The organism is Streptomyces sp. NPDC001914, from assembly GCF_042891215.1.
Lineage (GTDB): Bacteria > Actinomycetota > Actinomycetes > Streptomycetales > Streptomycetaceae > Streptomyces.
Window position 1 is genome coordinate 17,808 of record NZ_JBIASW010000033.1, and the last position, 15,497, is coordinate 33,304.

The following is a 15,497-nucleotide window of genomic DNA, read 5'->3' on the forward strand; positions in this document are numbered from 1 at the left end:
ATACGACCGCCGGAGCCACGTGGGAGGATTCCCGGGCTGCCCTGCTCACGGCGCTGTCCGGACACCGCCGCCCCGTGCGCCGGCCGCGTCACCGTCGGCCCGGTCCCCTCGCCGCGCGTTCTGGAACCGCCACCCGTACGGACGGATGCCGCGTGTACGGACGGATGCCGCACGGCCTGTGGAACGACGGGGGCCGTGGCCGTCCTCGTCATCGGTGCCCCCGGGCCGGGACGCGGGCTCCCCGGTGTGCAAGGGGAGCCCGCGCCGCGGCCGGTGGGGTCAGAGCCGGTCGAGGATTCCCCGGAGCTGCTCGACCTCGGCGGACTGGCCCGTGACGATGGCGCCGGCCATCTTCACCGTGCCGGTGTACCTGCCGCTCTCGCGCTCGTCCTTGGCCATGGAGATCGCCCCGTTGTGATGGCCGATCATCATCTGGGCGAACATCTTGTCGAACTTCGAGCCCTTCATGGCCTTGAGCTCCGTCATGTCCTTGTCGGACATCATGCCGTCGCCCATGTCCATGCCGGGCATGTCACCCATGGCGGCCGGCGCGCCCCAGGACCGAAGCCATCCCGTCATCGTCCTGATCTCGGGGTCCTGAGCCTTCTTGATCTTCGTGGCGAGGGACCTGATCTCCGGGTCGGAGGCGCGGCCGTCGGCCAACTCGGCCATCTCCACGGCCTGTTCGTGGTGCGGGATCATCATCTGCGCGAACTGGACGTCCGCCGCGTTGTGGACACCGGCCGTGCCGGTCGCCGTGGCCGTCGGCTTCGCCGTGCCGGTCGCCCGGCCGTGGCCGCTTCCGTGGTTCGTGTCGGCGGTGTCGTCGCCGTCGCCGCCGCAGGCGGAGAGCAGCAGGGCGCCGGCGACGACGACGCCGACGGCGGTGAAGCGGCGGGCGGATCCGCGGCGCGGGGCACGCGTGAAGGCGGTCATGTCGAAATCACCTCGTGTGTGGTTCTCGGCTGTTGGGGCGTACGCGAGATCGCGGGAGCACGCTGCCGCGTGTCCGCGAGGGCGCGTCGGCCTACAGCCGCAGGACCGACAACCGGGTGAGATCGGGGCCGCGTGGCGGCGGCCGGGAACGCGCCACGACGTGTGACCGCGCCAGAAGGGCGGCCAACTGGCCGGGATGGCCCGCGAACGCCGAACGCACGAGGGCGATGAGGACGGCCGCGCCCAGGAGTACGGCCACGCAGAGGGACAACATGTCCATCGTCATGGGCGGTTCGTGCGGGGACGCGAGGTGCCCGGGGCTCTTCGTCTTCCCGGTCGTGCGCATGGGCGTGACCGCTCCGGGACCGTGCGCCGGGTTCTCTTCCATGGCGTCCACCGCGCTGTGGGACGCGCTGCTCATGGTGGTGGAGCCGGATTCCTGGGGGTGTCCCAGGCTGTGCATGAGGAAAACGCCGAGCGCGAGCACGACGACGAGCAGCAGGTGCCCGAAGGCGCCTGCCGTCCGTACGTGTCTGCTCACCCGCACCGCGCGCTCTCCCGGTCCGTCCGGCCGACGTCTGTGTGCCTCGACGGTACAGGCACGGCGGTGAACCGGCTGTGAGGGGCTACTCCTCCCGGGTTCCACCACGCCGCTCGACAGACGCCACGGAGGTCCGGCCGGGGCCGGGCAGCCGAAGTCTCTTCAGGGACAGGGCGTTGACGGCGACGATGACACTGGAGCCCGACATGGACAGCGCGGCGATCTCCGGGCGCAGGACGAAACCGAAGGCCGGTTCGAAGACGCCCGCGGCGATCGGCAGCGCCAGCGCGTTGTAGCCGATGGCCCAGCCGAGGTTCTGGCGCATCTTGCGCAGGGTGCCGCGACCGATGCGCAGGGCGGTGGGCACGTCCAGCGGATCGGAGCGCATCAGGACCAGGTCCGCGGTCTCGATGGCGACGTCGGTGCCCGCGCCGATCGCGATGCCGAGGTCGGCCCGGGCGAGCGCGGGAGCGTCGTTCACACCGTCGCCCACCATGGCCACCTCGCCTCCGCCGGCCTGCAGTTCGGCCACCTCGGCGGCCTTGTCGCCGGGCAGGACCTCGGCGATCACGGTGTCGATGCCGAGCTGCCCGGCGATCCGTTCGGCGGTCGCCCGGTTGTCGCCGGTGAGCATGACGACCTCGACACCGAGAGCGTGCAGTTCGCGGACCGCGGCCTGCGACGTCTCCCTCGGGGCGTCCGCGATGCCGATGAGTCCGGCCGCGCGGCCGTCGACCGCCGCGATCACGACCGTACGTCCCGTGGCGGCCGGCCTGTCCCGGTCTCGGGCCAGTTCGGCGAGGCCGACGCCCTCGCGCTCGGCCAGCCGGCGGTTGCCGACCACGACCCGGTGGCCCGACACCCGGGCGATCGCGCCGTGCCCGGGCACGTTCTCGAACTCCTCCGCCCGTTCGCCCGCGATCCCCCTGGCCTCGGCGTACCGTACGACCGCCTCCGCCAGGGGATGTTCGGACTCCCGCTCCACCGCGGCCACCAGGCGCAGGAGTTCGTCCTCGGTCGTCGGGGCGAAGGTGAGGACGTCGGTGACCTCCGGCTCGCCCTTGGTGAGGGTGCCCGTCTTGTCCATGACGACGGTCCGGACCCGGGCCGAGGTCTCCAGGCCCAGGGCGTTCTTGAACAGCACACCCCGCTTCGCCCCGAGTCCGGTCCCCACCATGATCGCGGTGGGCGTGGCGAGCCCCAGCGCGTCCGGGCAGGTGATCACCACGACGGTGATCGCGAACAGCATGGCCTCGCTCGGCGGGCGGCCGACGAGCAGCCAGACCGCCAGCGTCACGGCGCCGCCGATCAGGGCGACGAGGACCAGCCAGAAGGCGGCGCGGTCGGCCAGTCGCTGCCCGGGTGCCTTGGAGTTCTGGGCCTCCTGGACGAGTCGTACGATCTGGGCGAGCGCGGTGTCGGAGCCGACCTTCGTCGCCCGCACCCGCAGCGTGCCGTTCGCGTTGATGGTGGCTCCGACGACCGGTGAGCCGGGCTCCTTGTGCACGGGCAGGCTCTCGCCCGTGACCATCGACTCGTCGATCTCGCTCGTGCCCTCCTCGACCACACCGTCCACGGCGATCTTGGCTCCGGGCCGGACCAGCAGCAGGTCGCCGACCACGATCTCGGCGGTGGGCACCTCGACGGGCTCTCCGCCGCGCAGGACGAGCGCCTTCGGCGGGGCGAGGTCGAGCAGGCTGCGGATGGCCTCGTTGGCGCCGCCACGGGCCCGCATCTCGAACCAGTGGCCGAGCAGGACGAAGGAGGCCAGCACGGTGACCGCCTCGTAGAAGACGTCACCGCCACCGGTGAGGGTGACGATCAACGAGTACAGCCAGCCCGAGCCCACCGCGACCGCCACCAGCACCATCATGTCGAGGGTGCGGGCGCGCAGGGCGCGGAGGGCGCCGTCGAAGAAGATCGTGCAGGAGTAGAGAATCACCGGCAGGCTCAGCAGCAGCGCCCACACGTCCTCGCGCAGCCCGAAGGGGACGGGCAGGTCCAGACGGAGGACGTCCCTGCCGATCGGCGACCACAGCACGATCGGGACCGAGAAGAGCGCGGCCACGAGGAACCGGTTGCGCATGTCGGCGACCATGGCGGCCATGGACATGTCCCCGTGCGCGCCGTGACCCGTCGTCTCGTCCGGAGGGGACGGCGGTGTCGAGGCGGGCGCGGTCCCTGACGTTGCGTCGGGTGCGGGTGCGGGTGCGGGTGCGGGTGTGGGCGCCGCTGTCGGGGCCGGAGTGGCCGTCTTGCGCGGGGCGGGTTCGGTCATGGGGTCGCAGATGTGTGTCGGGACGGACTGCCCCGCGCAGTGGTACCCGCAGTCCGTCACCCAGTTCCGCAGCTCGGCCAGGGACGTCCGACGCGGGTCGTAGACCACCGTCGCCGTCTGCGCCACCGGGTTGGTCTCGACGTCGAGAACCCCCGGCCGCCGTCCGAGGACCGCTGTGACGGTGCTCTGCTGGGAGGCCCAGGCCAGCCCCCGGACGTCCAGCACGGCGGTGCTGCGGTCCTTCGGCGTCTTCGCGTGGCCACCGTGTTCCGTGTCGTGGTCGTGCACGGCACCACTGTGGCGCAGCGGTTGGCGAATCGGCGCAGCTCCGGGGCCGGACACCGTTCCTTCCCACCGGATGACGCAGTGGCTCCGTGAGGAGCGGTGAGAATCCGGGCTATCGCATATCGCATACATGGAAGGGGTAGAGGTCTCTCCGTCACCGACCGGAGTGAGGTAGCCCTTCCATGTCGACTTCAGCATCCCGTCGTCCCGCTCAGTCCGCCGAACGCCCGGGTGACGGGACGGTGACCGACCGGCTCGTGGCGGCGAACCGGGCGTATGCCGCCGGGTTCGCCGACCCGGGCATGGATGCGCGGCCGGTCCAGCGCGTCGCCGTGGTCGCCTGCATGGACGCCCGGATCGATCTGCACGCCGCGCTCGGTCTCCAGCTGGGCGACTGTCACACCGTGCGCAACGCGGGCGGTGTCGTCACCGACGACACCATCCGCTCCCTGACGATCAGTCAGCGTGCCCTCGGGACCCGCAGCGTCATACTCATCCATCACACGGGCTGTGGGCTGCAGAGCATCACGGAGGAGTTCCGGCACGAGCTGGAGATGGAGGTCGGGCAGCGGCCGGCCTGGGCGGTCGAGGCGTTCCGTGACGTCGACCAGGACGTACGGCAGTCGATGCAGCGGGTGCGTACGTCGCCCTTCCTGCCGCACACCGACGACGTCCGCGGCTTCGTCTTCGACGTCACGACCGGACTGCTGAGGGAGATCGACCCGAGAGGCTGAGCCGTCGCCCGTCGCCCGTCGCCCGTCGCCCGTCGCCCGTCGCCCGTCGCCCGTCGTCCGCGGGCAGCCCCTCCTGGATTCGTCCATGCGTCTCCCTGGCGCACTGCGGCGGTCAACTGCATACTGTATGCAGTTCCCGTGGGAAGCTGTTCGCGAGGAGGGGGTCACCCCGTGTCCTACCGCACTTCTCTCTCGGCCGTCCTGGCCGAAGTCGTCGCCCCCGAAGCCGAACTTGCCGCAGGGCAGGGCCGGTTCCCCCGTGAGGTGGTGTCGGCCTTCGGTCGTGCCGGGCTCCTCGGTCTGACCGTCGCTCAGGAGTACGGCGGCGCCGGGCTCGGGCTGTCGGAGGCGCTCGACGTGGTCGGGCGGACCGCCCGGGTCTGCCCGGCGACCGCCGCCGTGCTCGCGTCCCACTTCGCCGCGGTCGCCGCCATCGAGTCCTGCGGCGGTTCCTGGGTGCGGGGGGAGATCGCCGCCGGACGGCACCTCGTGAGCCTCGCGCTGGACGAGGATCCGTACGAGGCGACGTGCGACACGACATGCGGGCTGCCGTACGAGAGGACCTACGTGCGGCCGTACGAGACGGCAATCGGGACGACGTACGCGAGGCCCCGTTCGACCGCCGTCCGTTTCGCCGACGTGGTCGCCCTGCGGGGCCGCAAGTGGCAGGTCGTCGCGGCGGGCGAGGCCGACAGCTACCTCTGGTCGTCGCGACCGCTCGACGGGCGGGACGGCATGACGCTGTGGGTCGTCCCGGCGCAGGCCTCGGACCTGTTCGTCCCGGCCCGCCCCGGTGGGGGAGGGCCGCCGGGCAGCGGCACCTCCAGCCTGCACGCGGATCCGGTGCTCGTGCCCGCCGACGTCCTGCTCGGACGGGACGGGGGAGGGGCCGACGTCCTGCGGCGCAGCACCTCGCCGTGGCTGCTGGAGCTCGGATCCGCGGCCGCAGGGCTCAAGTCCGCCGACGAGGGATTCAAGTCGGTGGACAACGAGCTCAAGCCCGCAGACGCCGGGCTCCGGCCCGCCCCCGCGGCGTGATGCGGCGGACGGGCGTCATGAGTCCCGCGCGAGGGCCCCTCCGGTCAGTCCTGGTTCGCCCCGGCGGCGAGTTGCTTGCGGTAGAAGCCGGTGGTGCGCTCGGTGTGCTTGCGCATGACCTCGCCGGCGCGGTCGGCGTCGCCCTTGGCGATGGCCCTGATGAGCTGGGCGTGTTCGTTCCAGGCTTCCTTGCCGCGGGGCCGCGCGATCGGCGTGTAGTACCAGCGCACCTTCTGGCTGACACCCGCGATGAGTTCGGCCAGTACGGCGTTGTCGGCGATCGACGTGACGCACGTGTGCAGCGCGGTGTTGGCCGCGACCAGCCGCTCGATGTTGCTGGCGGCGAGAGCGTCGACGCCTTCGCCGTGCAACTCCCAGAGCCGCTCCACGTCCTCGGGCTTCGCGTGCTGGGCGGCGAGTTGGGCGGAATAGGTCTCCAGAACCGCTCGGACACCGAGGAGTTGGGCCGCCTCCTCCTCGGTGGGGGAGTGCACGAAGGCCCCCTGGGCGGGGCGCAGGTCGACCCATCCGTCGGTCTGGAGTCGCTGCAGGGCCTCCCGTACGGGCTGGCGGCTGACCCCGAGATGCTCGGCGAGTTCGGCTTCGACGAGGTGCTGGCCGGGCTTGAGGGAGCCGTTGACGATCAGCTCGGTCAGGGCGTCGTACACGGCCTGCCGCAGTGGTGCCGGGCGGGTGACGCGCCGGGTCGCGGCGGCCGTGAGTGCCTCACGCATGGGAGCCCCGTTCCGCCACCGGGCCCGCGGGGCCGACGGCTCTGCCAAGAGGTGGTGGCCGCCGAAAGGGTTGCGGACGGCTGCGTCAGCATACAGGTTTTCGTATGCAAGACGGCGGGTCGCCGGGAGGTGATCCCAGGTCGGCGGGGGTGCCGCGTGCGCACGGGCCGCGGGAGATCGGCGTGGCACGGGGTGCGCCGATCTCCCGCGAGGGTTTTCCTGCCATCGTCTCTGCGGTCAACGGCCCTCCGAATGCTGGAGGTTGATTCGGATTGAGTTCTGTATACAGAAGCCTGTATGGGGTAGTGTCCCAGTCTCACGAGCATCGCCGGGGACCCGCACGACGGAAGGCGGAGCGATCATGACGGCCAGCGTGGGTGACGTGACGGTCGAGAGCGTGGTCCGCAGGGCGGCGGCCGCCCACCGGGATCAGCGCGGCGCGCTCCTTCCCGTACTGCACGCCGTACAGACCGAGTTGGGACATGTGCCGCAGGAGGCGATTCCCGTGCTCGCCGACGAGTTCAACCTCTCCCGGGCGGACGTCCACGGAGTGGTGACCTTCTACCACGACTTCCGCAAAGAGCCCGCCGGACGCACCGCCGTCCGCATCTGCCGGGCCGAGGCCTGTCAGGCGCTCGGCGCCGAACGCCTGGTGGCCTACGCCCGAGAGGCCGGTCTGGCACTCGGGGAGACGAGCGCGGACGGCGCCGTCACCGTCGAGCAGGTCTTCTGTCTCGGCAACTGCGCCCTGGGTCCGTCGGTCGAGGTGAACGGGCGGCTGTACGGACGCGTCGGACCCGCCCGGCTGGGCTCGATCCTGGACGGGACGGTCTCCTCATGAACGACCACGTCAACGGCACGGCGCGCCCGGCGACGACCGTCTACGTCCCCCGCGACTCGGCGGCCCGCTCCGTCGGCGCGGACGAGATCGCGGACGCCCTGCGCGAGGCCGCCCTGCGCGACGGCCTCCCTCTCGACGTCGTGCGCAACGGCTCACGCGGCATGCTCTGGCTGGAGCCCCTGGTCGAGGTCGTGACTCCGAACGGCCGCGTCGGATACGGCCCCGTGGCCCCGTCCGACGTCGAAGGGCTGCTCGCCGCGGGCATGCTGGACGGGGCCGACCACCCGCTGCGGCTCGGCGTCGTGGACCGGCTGCCCTGGCTGGCACGGCAGAACAGGGTCACCTTCGCCCGGGTCGGCGTCACCGACCCGCTGTCCACGGACGACTACGTGGCACACGGCGGCCTCGCCGGACTGCGCGCCGCGCTGGAGCGTCCGCCCGCGGACGTGGTCGCCGAGGTCACCGCGTCCGGCCTGCGCGGCAGGGGAGGCGCGGGCTTCCCCGCGGGCATCAAATGGAAGACCGTCCTGGACTGCGCGGACGGCCTCAAGTTCGTCTGCTGCAACGCCGACGAGGGCGACAGCGGCACGTTCGCCGATCGGATGGTCATGGAGGGCGACCCGTTCATGCTCATCGAGGGTATGACCATCGCGGCTCACGCGGTCGGTGCGAGCGAGGGCTACGTCTACATCCGCTCGGAATACCCGGACGCGGTGGCCACGATGCGGGCCGCGATCGGCATCGCCCGCGAACACCACTGGCTCGGCCGGGACATCCTGGGCTCCGGACTCGACTTCGACCTGCACGTGCGGGTCGGCGGCGGCGCGTACATCTGCGGCGAGGAGACCTCCATGCTGGAGAGCCTGGAGGGCAAGCGCGGCACGGTCCGCGCCAAACCCCCGATCCCGGCGGTCGAGGGGCTGTTCGGCCGGCCGACCGTGGTGAACAACGTACTCACCCTCGCCACCGTCCCCGTCGTGCTCGCCTCCGGGGCGCGCGCCTACGAGCGACTCGGCGTCGAACGCTCCCGCGGCACCCAGGTGTTCCAGCTCGGCGGCAACATCGCGCACGGCGGCATCGTCGAGACCGCGTTCGGTGTCACCCTGCGCGAACTCGTCGAGGACTTCGGCGGCGGTACGTTCTCCGGGCGCCCGGTGCGCACGGCGCAGGTCGGCGGACCGCTCGGCGCCTACCTGCCCCCGTCGATGTTCGATCTGCCCATGGACTACGAGGCCTTCGCGGAGGCCGGCGCGATGGTCGGCCACGGGGGCGTCGTCGTCTTCGACGACACCGTCGACATGGCCGCCCAGGCCCGCTTCGCGATGGAGTTCTGCGCCGCCGAGTCCTGCGGCAAGTGCACACCGTGCAGGGTCGGTTCGGTCCGCGGAGTCGAGGTCATCGACAAGATCGTGGCCGGCCGGCACCGGGACGAGAACCTGGCGCTCCTGGAGGACCTGTGCGACCTGATGACCGACGGTTCGCTGTGCGCGATGGGCGGGCTCACCCCGATGCCCGTACGGAGCGCCCTCACCCACTTCCCTGACGACTTCCTCGCCCGCGAGGCCGGCCGGGAGCCCGACTCCCGGCGGCACAGCGGCGCGAGGGGGGAGGGCACGTCATGACACTGCTCAAGGAACCCGACTTCGGAACCCCGGAACGGCCCGGGGCCGCCACCCTGTCGGTCGAGGTCGACGGGCTGGCGGTGACCGTCCCCGAGGGCACCTCGGTGATGCGCGCCGCCGCGCTCGCCGGCGTCGACATACCCAAACTGTGCGCCACCGACAGTCTGGAGCCGTTCGGCTCCTGCCGGCTGTGCGTGGTCGAGATCGACGGCCGGCGCGGCACCCCGGCCTCCTGCACCACCCCGGCGGCGGACGGGATGCGGGTCAGGACCCAGACCCCGAAGGTGGAGAAGCTCCGCCAGGGCGTCATGGAGCTGTACATCTCCGACCACCCGCTCGACTGCCTCACCTGCCCCGCCAACGGCGACTGCGAACTCCAGGACATGGCGGGCGTGGTGGGCCTGCGGCAGGTGCGGTACGGCTACGAGGGCGAGAACCACCTCGACGCCGAGAAGGACACCACCAACCCGTACTTCGACTTCGACCCGGCCAAGTGCATCGCCTGCTCCCGGTGCGTGCGCGCCTGCGGCGAGGTCCAGGGCACCTTCGCGCTCACCATCGAGGGGCGCGGCTTCGACTCCAAGGTCTCGCCCGGTGCCGCGGAGACGTTCATGGACTCCGAGTGCGTCTCCTGCGGTGCCTGCGTCCAGGCCTGCCCGACCTCCACGCTCCAGGAGAAGTCGGTCGTCGAACTCGGCATGCCCACCCGGTCGGTGGTCACCACCTGCGCCTACTGCGGGGTCGGCTGCTCCTTCAAGGCCGAGCTGCGCGGCGACGAACTCGTCCGCATGGTGCCGTACAAGGACGGCGGCGCCAACGAGGGCCACTCCTGTGTGAAGGGCCGCTTCGCCTTCGGCTACGCCACCCACCCCGACCGGGTCCTGAAGCCGATGGTCCGCGACAGGATCACCGACCCCTGGCGCGAGGTCGGCTGGGACGAGGCCATCGGCACGGTCGCCCGGCGGATGCGGGACATCCAGCGCCGGCACGGGGCGGGCTCGATCGGCGCGATCTCCTCGTCGCGGTGCACCAACGAGGAGGTGTACGTCGTCCAGAAGATGGTGCGCGCCGCGTTCGGCAACAACAACGTGGACACCTGCGCCCGCGTCTGCCACTCCCCGACCGGATACGGACTCAAGCAGACCTTCGGCGAGTCCGCCGGCACCCAGGACTTCCGCTCCGTGGCGGAGGCCGACGTCATCATGGTGATCGGGGCCAACCCCACCGACGGGCACCCGGTGTTCGCCTCCCGGATGAAGCGGCGCCTGCGCGAGGGGGCACGGCTGATCGTCGTCGACCCGCGTCGCATCGACCTGGTGCGCTCACCGCACATCGAGGCCGCGCACCACCTCCAGCTCCGGCCCAGCACCAACGTCGCCGTCGTCAACGCCATGGCCCATGTGGTCGTCACCGAGGGGCTGGTCGACCGGTCCTTCGTGGACGCCCGCTGTGAAGGGTTCGACGCCTGGGCGGAGTTCGTCGCCCGGCCCGAGAACAGCCCGGAGGCCACCGAGGAGATCAGCGGCGTCCCCGCCGGCCAACTGCGCGCCGCCGCACGGCTGTACGCGACGGCACCCAACGGCGCCATCTACTACGGCCTCGGCGTCACCGAGCACAGCCAGGGCTCGACCATGGTCATGGGGATGGCCAACCTCGCGATGGCGTGCGGCAACATCGGCCGCGACGGCGTCGGGGTCAACCCCCTGCGCGGGCAGAACAACGTGCAGGGCTCCTGCGACATGGGCTCCTTCCCGCACGAACTGCCCGGCTACCGCCATGTGTCCGACGACGCCGTACGCGAGGTGTTCGAGAACCTGTGGGGCGGCACCCTCCTCGCCGAACCCGGACTGCGCATCCCCAACATGTTCGACGCGGCGATCGACGGGACGTTCCGGGGCCTGTTCGTGCACGGCGAGGACATCGCGCAGTCCGATCCCAACCTCCAGCACGTCACCGCCGCCCTGGAGGCGATGGAACTCGTGGTCGTGCAGGATCTGTTCCTCAACGAGACCGCCAAGTTCGCGCACGTCTTCCTGCCCGGCGCCTCCTTCCTGGAGAAGGACGGCACGTTCACCAACGCCGAACGCCGGATCAACCGGGTGCGGGCCGTGATGAAGCCGAGGACCGGCATGCACGAGTGGCGGATCGTGTGCGAGATCGCCACCGCCATGGGGTACCCGATGACGTACGACCATCCCGGCCGGATCATGGACGAGATCGCCGCCGTCACCCCGACGTTCACCGGAGTGTCCTTCGGTCTGCTCGACAAGCTGGGCAGCGTGCAGTGGCCGTGCAACGCCTCCGCGCCCGAGGGGACGCCCGTCATGCACGTCGACGAATTCGTGCGCGGCAAGGGCCGGTTCGTCGTCACCGCCTACGTGCCGACCAACGAGCGCAGCACCCGGCGCTTCCCGCTGGTGCTCACCACCGGGCGCATCCTCAGCCAGTACAACGTCGGCGCGCAGACCCGGCGTACGGGCAACGTCGCCTGGCATCCCGAGGACATCCTGGAGCTGCACCCGCACGACGCCGAGGTCCGCGGCATCACGGACGGCGCGCTGGTGACCCTGGCGAGCCGGGTCGGGCGTACGAGCCTGCGGGCGGAGATCTCCGACCGGATGCCGGCCGGCGTCGTCTACACCACGTTCCACCACCCTGTGACCGGTGCCAACGTGGTGACCACCGAGAACTCGGACTGGGCGACCAACTGCCCCGAGTACAAGGTGACGGCCGTACAGGTCGGACTCGCGCATCCGCTCGGTCACGGCGGGACGGCACCCGAACGGGCCGCCGACGACGTCCTCACGGTGGTGGACTGAGATGACGGCGACCGTGCCGCCCGAGCGCCGGATGGCCAACGACATCGCCGTGAACCTCGGACACCTGCCCGATGAGGCGGCCGCCGAGGCCGTCGCGGGGCACATCGGCCGCTTCTGGGATCCCCGCATGCGCTCCCGGCTCCTCGCGTACGCCGACGCCGGAGCCGAAGGGCTGCACCCGCTGGTGATCGCGGCGGTGCGGCTCCTGCGCTGAGCGAGGCGGGCCGCCACCGGGACCTGCCGCGGACAGGACGGGTCCCCAGGACGAGCCACCAGGACGAGCCACCACCAGGACCGGAAAACGACAGAACCAGCCCAAGGAGGACCTCGGACCATGACCGCCCCCTCGACCCAAGAGACCGCGGCGAACGCCGACGCGCAGACCGAGCTCACCGACGGGTACCACCTGGTCGTCGACGCCCTGCAGATGAACGACGTCGACACGATCTACGGTGTCGTCGGCATCCCGATCACGGATCTGGCCCGTCTCGCGCAGGCGCGGGGCATCCGCTACGTCGGCTTCCGGCACGAGAGCAACGCCGGTCACGCCGCCGCGGCCGCCGGCTTCCTGACCAAGAGGCCCGGCATCTGCCTGACCGTGTCCGCGCCGGGATTCCTCAACGGTCTGGTCGCGCTGGCCAACGCCACCACCAACTGCTTCCCCATGGTGCAGATCTCCGGCTCCAGCGAGCGGCATCTGGTCGACCTCAGGCAGGGCGACTACGAGGAGATGGACCAGCTCGCCGCCGCGCAGCCGTTCTGCAAGGCCGCCTACCGGGTGAGCCGCGTCGAGGACATCGGCCGGGGCATCGCGCGCGCCCTGCGCACCGCCGTCTCCGGACGCCCCGGAGGCGTGTACCTCGACATCCCCGCCGCGGTGCTCGGCTCCGTCATGGACGCGGACGCGGGCGCGCGGACGCTGAGCCGGATCGTCGACCCCGCGCCGCGCCAGTTCCCGGGGCCCGAGGCGGTGGACCGGGCCGTCGAACTGCTCGCGGGCGCGGAACGGCCGCTGCTGGTGCTCGGCAAGGGCGCCGCCTACGCGCAGGCGGACGAACGCGTCCGCGAGTTCGTGGAGTCCACCGGCATCCCGTTCGTCCCGATGTCGATGGCCAAGGGCCTGCTGCCCGACGACCACCCGCAGTCGGCGGCCACCGCCCGTTCGCTGGCCCTGAAGAAGGCCGATGTCGTGATGCTCGTCGGCGCCCGTCTCAACTGGCTGCTGAACCACGGCCAGGCACCCCAGTGGAACCCCGACGCACGGTTCATCCATGTCGACATCGAGGCCAGGGAGATGGACAGCAACCAGCCCGTCGCGGCCCCGCTCGTCGGAGACATCGAGTCGGTGCTGGACGCGATCGCCGAGCGCGCCAAGCCCGGCAGGATCGCGGCCCCCGCCGCCTGGCGCGCGGAACTGGGCGCGCGGTCGGCGCAGAACGTCGCGAAGATGGCGGAGCGGCTGAGGGCGGATCCGCACCCCATGCAGTTCATGGGCGCACTGAAGGCCGTACGTGATGTCGTGCGCGAGCGCCCGGAGACGTACATCGTCAACGAGGGCGCGAACGCGCTGGACATCGCGCGCAACGTCATCGACATGCACGTACCTCGGCACCGCCTCGACAGCGGCACCTGGGGTGTCATGGGCATCGGCATGGGGTACGCGATCGCGGCGGCCGTCGAGAGCGGGGGCGCCCCGGTCGTCGCCGTGGAGGGTGACAGCGCCTTCGGGTTCAGCGGCATGGAACTGGAGACGATCTGCCGGTACGGGCTGCCCGTCGTCACGGTCGTCATGAACAACGGCGGTGTCTACCGCGGCGACGACGTCAATCCCCTGGGCGACGCGCCCTCCCCGACCACCTTGATGTCCGAGGCCCGCCACGACCGGATGATCGAGGCGTTCGGCGGCAAGGGCTACCGCGCCACCACGCCCGCCGAGGTCACCGCGGCCCTCACCGAGGCCCTGGCCTCCGGCGGCCCGGCGCTCATCGACTGCGTCATCGACCCCTCCGCCGGCACCGAGAGCGGCCACATCGCCCACCTGAACCCGAAGGGCATCACGGGCGGGAACATCGGGTCGGGCGGGAGGTAACGCGAACTCCGCGTGTGACCAGCTGATTTATATGCCGACCAGTGACACGGTCGCCCCGTCGAATGGGACTTCGACGATCACCGTTCTCATTGGTCGGCCCCCAAAAAGAACCTGACGATGGATACCCTGGGCCCGGCAAAGACGCGTGCGGGTTGGGGGAAGTGTGGGACTGGCGAACGAGACGTTCATTTCCCAGGTGGAAGACCTTCTGAACGGCAGGGTCGTCATTCCCTCGATCCAGCGGGACTTCGTATGGATGAGGCCCGACGTACGTGACCTCTTCGACTCCCTTTACCGGGGATACCCGGTCGGCGCGTTGCTGCTCTGGAAGACGAACCTGGCCGTCCCCTTCAAGACTGCTGCCGTGGTCCAGGCGTCCAAGTCGGTGCACCAGCCTCTCTATCTGCTGGACGGTCAGCAGCGGCTGACTTCACTTGCCTGGGTGTACCGACCGGAGTCCAAGGCGGACGGCCGTCTCATCGACCTGCGTTTCGACGTGCGCACCGAGGAGTTCGTCAACCCGAGTGCGGTACAGCGCAAGGATCCGCTGCTGTTTCCGGTGTCGACGCTGTTGCAGGAGAACACGCAGTTCTATCAACTTCTGCATAAGGCCGGAGTCCAGTTCGACGATTCGCACTTCGACACGTGGACACAGCGACTGCAGAAGGTGAACAGCATCCGGCATCACCAGATCGCTGTCATCACCTACGAATCCGACGACTACGAGGAAGTGGCCGAGGTCTTCGCCCGGCTCAACAAGGGTGGCCGGCGACTGTCCAAGGGTGATCTCGTGTACAGCGCCATCGCAGCCCGTTGGGCCGACGGGCTCGACACCATGGATGCCTTCCACCAGGAACTCCAGGACAGCAACTTCGCGTTGAACCGTGAAGCCGTCCTTCGACTGATGAGTCTGCTCGCGGGAACCGGCGCCCACCACATCAAGCTCATCGGAGCGGACGTGGACGAGGCGGCCCTGAAGGAGGCATGGCAGGCCACCGAGCGAGCCTTGCGCTTGGCCGTCGACTTCCTGCGCGGGGAGTGCTCGATCCCCCGTTCCGAGATCCTCTCTTCGCCGAACGTCGCCATCGTGCCGGCCCTTCTGCTGCACCACCGTGACGGCAAGCTGCATCCGGGAGAAGCGCAGCTGTTGCGCCGGTGGGTGTACACGGCGATGGGCTTCAGCCACTACTCACTGCAGGTCGAGGGCAAGCTGGACGCGGAGGCCAGGCTCATCAGAGCGCGAGGTGGGGAGGACCTGTTCACCGAGCTCATCCGCCGCGCTTCCGGCACCCGGTCCGTGGACAGTCCCCTTCGTGCGAGGGACCTGGAACAGAAGTACTCCACGCATCCCTTCTTCAGGCTGCTCTACATCGCCGCGCTGCGGGGCACGGCGCGGGACTGGGCCACCAACATCGCCATCAGCGATCAGCCGATGACCAGCGGTGCCAAGATCGAATTCCACCACGTCTTCCCACGCGCTCGGGTTCAGAGGTCGTTTTCTCCCGTTGTTTCATCCCGGAATCTGATGTTTGGTCTGCGGTGCCGGGTTGCGCCAGGAGACCGTGTTTTCGCTGGTGAGG

Annotated in this window: 12 protein-coding genes; 8 read left to right on the plus strand and 4 right to left on the minus strand. The window is 70.5% G+C overall.

Annotated elements, in window-relative coordinates; translation table 11 throughout:
• Positions 1–279: 279 nt before the first annotated feature.
• The 3 genes from ACFYYF_RS41075 to ACFYYF_RS41085 all read right to left on the minus strand — a co-directional run bounded on the left by ACFYYF_RS41075 (position 280) and on the right by ACFYYF_RS41085 (position 4,043).
• The gene (locus tag ACFYYF_RS41075; RefSeq protein WP_388784585.1) at positions 280–936 is read right to left on the minus strand and encodes a DUF305 domain-containing protein; all 657 of its coding nucleotides are present in this window, start codon (positions 934–936) and stop codon (positions 280–282) included.
• 91 nt (positions 937–1,027) lie between these two features.
• Positions 1,028–1,477 carry a DUF6153 family protein gene (locus ACFYYF_RS41080; RefSeq protein ID WP_388784588.1) on the minus strand — a complete coding sequence of 150 codons (450 nt, stop codon included), beginning with the start codon at positions 1,475–1,477 and terminating at the stop codon, positions 1,028–1,030.
• An 85-nt stretch (positions 1,478–1,562) separates the two neighbouring features.
• Entirely contained in the window at positions 1,563–4,043 is a 2,481-nt protein-coding gene (locus ACFYYF_RS41085) for a heavy metal translocating P-type ATPase (RefSeq protein WP_388784591.1), read from the minus strand.
• Between the two features lie 179 nt (positions 4,044–4,222).
• Here ACFYYF_RS41085 and ACFYYF_RS41090 point away from each other — a divergent pair, with 179 nt between their 5' ends.
• Positions 4,223–4,774: a beta-class carbonic anhydrase gene (locus ACFYYF_RS41090; protein ID WP_388784595.1), complete on the plus strand. Its 552-nt coding sequence runs from the start codon at positions 4,223–4,225 to the stop codon at positions 4,772–4,774.
• Between the two features lie 171 nt (positions 4,775–4,945).
• Positions 4,946–5,812, plus strand: a complete 867-nt coding sequence (locus ACFYYF_RS41095; RefSeq protein WP_388784597.1) for an acyl-CoA dehydrogenase family protein — start codon at positions 4,946–4,948, stop codon at positions 5,810–5,812.
• A gap of 44 nt (positions 5,813–5,856) precedes the next feature.
• Here the strand turns inward: ACFYYF_RS41095 and ACFYYF_RS41100 are convergent, their stop codons facing one another.
• Positions 5,857–6,546: a GntR family transcriptional regulator gene (locus ACFYYF_RS41100; RefSeq protein ID WP_388784600.1), complete on the minus strand. Its 690-nt coding sequence runs from the start codon at positions 6,544–6,546 to the stop codon at positions 5,857–5,859.
• A gap of 361 nt (positions 6,547–6,907) precedes the next feature.
• On the opposite strand from ACFYYF_RS41100, the gene ACFYYF_RS41105 reads away from it, so the two are divergent.
• The 6 genes from ACFYYF_RS41105 to ACFYYF_RS41130 all read left to right on the plus strand — a co-directional run.
• Positions 6,908–7,387 carry an NAD(P)H-dependent oxidoreductase subunit E gene (locus ACFYYF_RS41105; RefSeq protein ID WP_388784602.1) on the plus strand — a complete coding sequence of 160 codons (480 nt, stop codon included), beginning with the start codon at positions 6,908–6,910 and terminating at the stop codon, positions 7,385–7,387.
• Positions 7,384–9,009 carry a formate dehydrogenase beta subunit gene (locus ACFYYF_RS41110; protein WP_388784605.1) on the plus strand — a complete coding sequence of 542 codons (1,626 nt, stop codon included), beginning with the start codon at positions 7,384–7,386 and terminating at the stop codon, positions 9,007–9,009. The genes ACFYYF_RS41105 and ACFYYF_RS41110 overlap by 4 nt, the downstream gene beginning before the upstream one ends.
• Complete coding sequence (fdhF, locus tag ACFYYF_RS41115) at positions 9,006–11,828, plus strand: formate dehydrogenase subunit alpha (protein WP_388784608.1); 2,823 nt, start codon at positions 9,006–9,008, stop codon at positions 11,826–11,828. The genes ACFYYF_RS41110 and fdhF overlap by 4 nt, the downstream gene beginning before the upstream one ends.
• Before the next feature lies 1 nt (position 11,829).
• Positions 11,830–12,042 carry a formate dehydrogenase subunit delta gene (locus ACFYYF_RS41120; RefSeq protein ID WP_388784610.1) on the plus strand — a complete coding sequence of 71 codons (213 nt, stop codon included), beginning with the start codon at positions 11,830–11,832 and terminating at the stop codon, positions 12,040–12,042.
• Between the two features lie 120 nt (positions 12,043–12,162).
• The gene (gene oxc, locus ACFYYF_RS41125) at positions 12,163–13,917 is read left to right on the plus strand and encodes an oxalyl-CoA decarboxylase (RefSeq protein ID WP_388784613.1); all 1,755 of its coding nucleotides are present in this window, start codon (positions 12,163–12,165) and stop codon (positions 13,915–13,917) included.
• A gap of 196 nt (positions 13,918–14,113) precedes the next feature.
• Positions 14,114–15,497: DUF262 domain-containing protein (locus ACFYYF_RS41130; protein ID WP_388784615.1), on the plus strand; the 1,384-nt coding region annotated here is incomplete at its 3' end.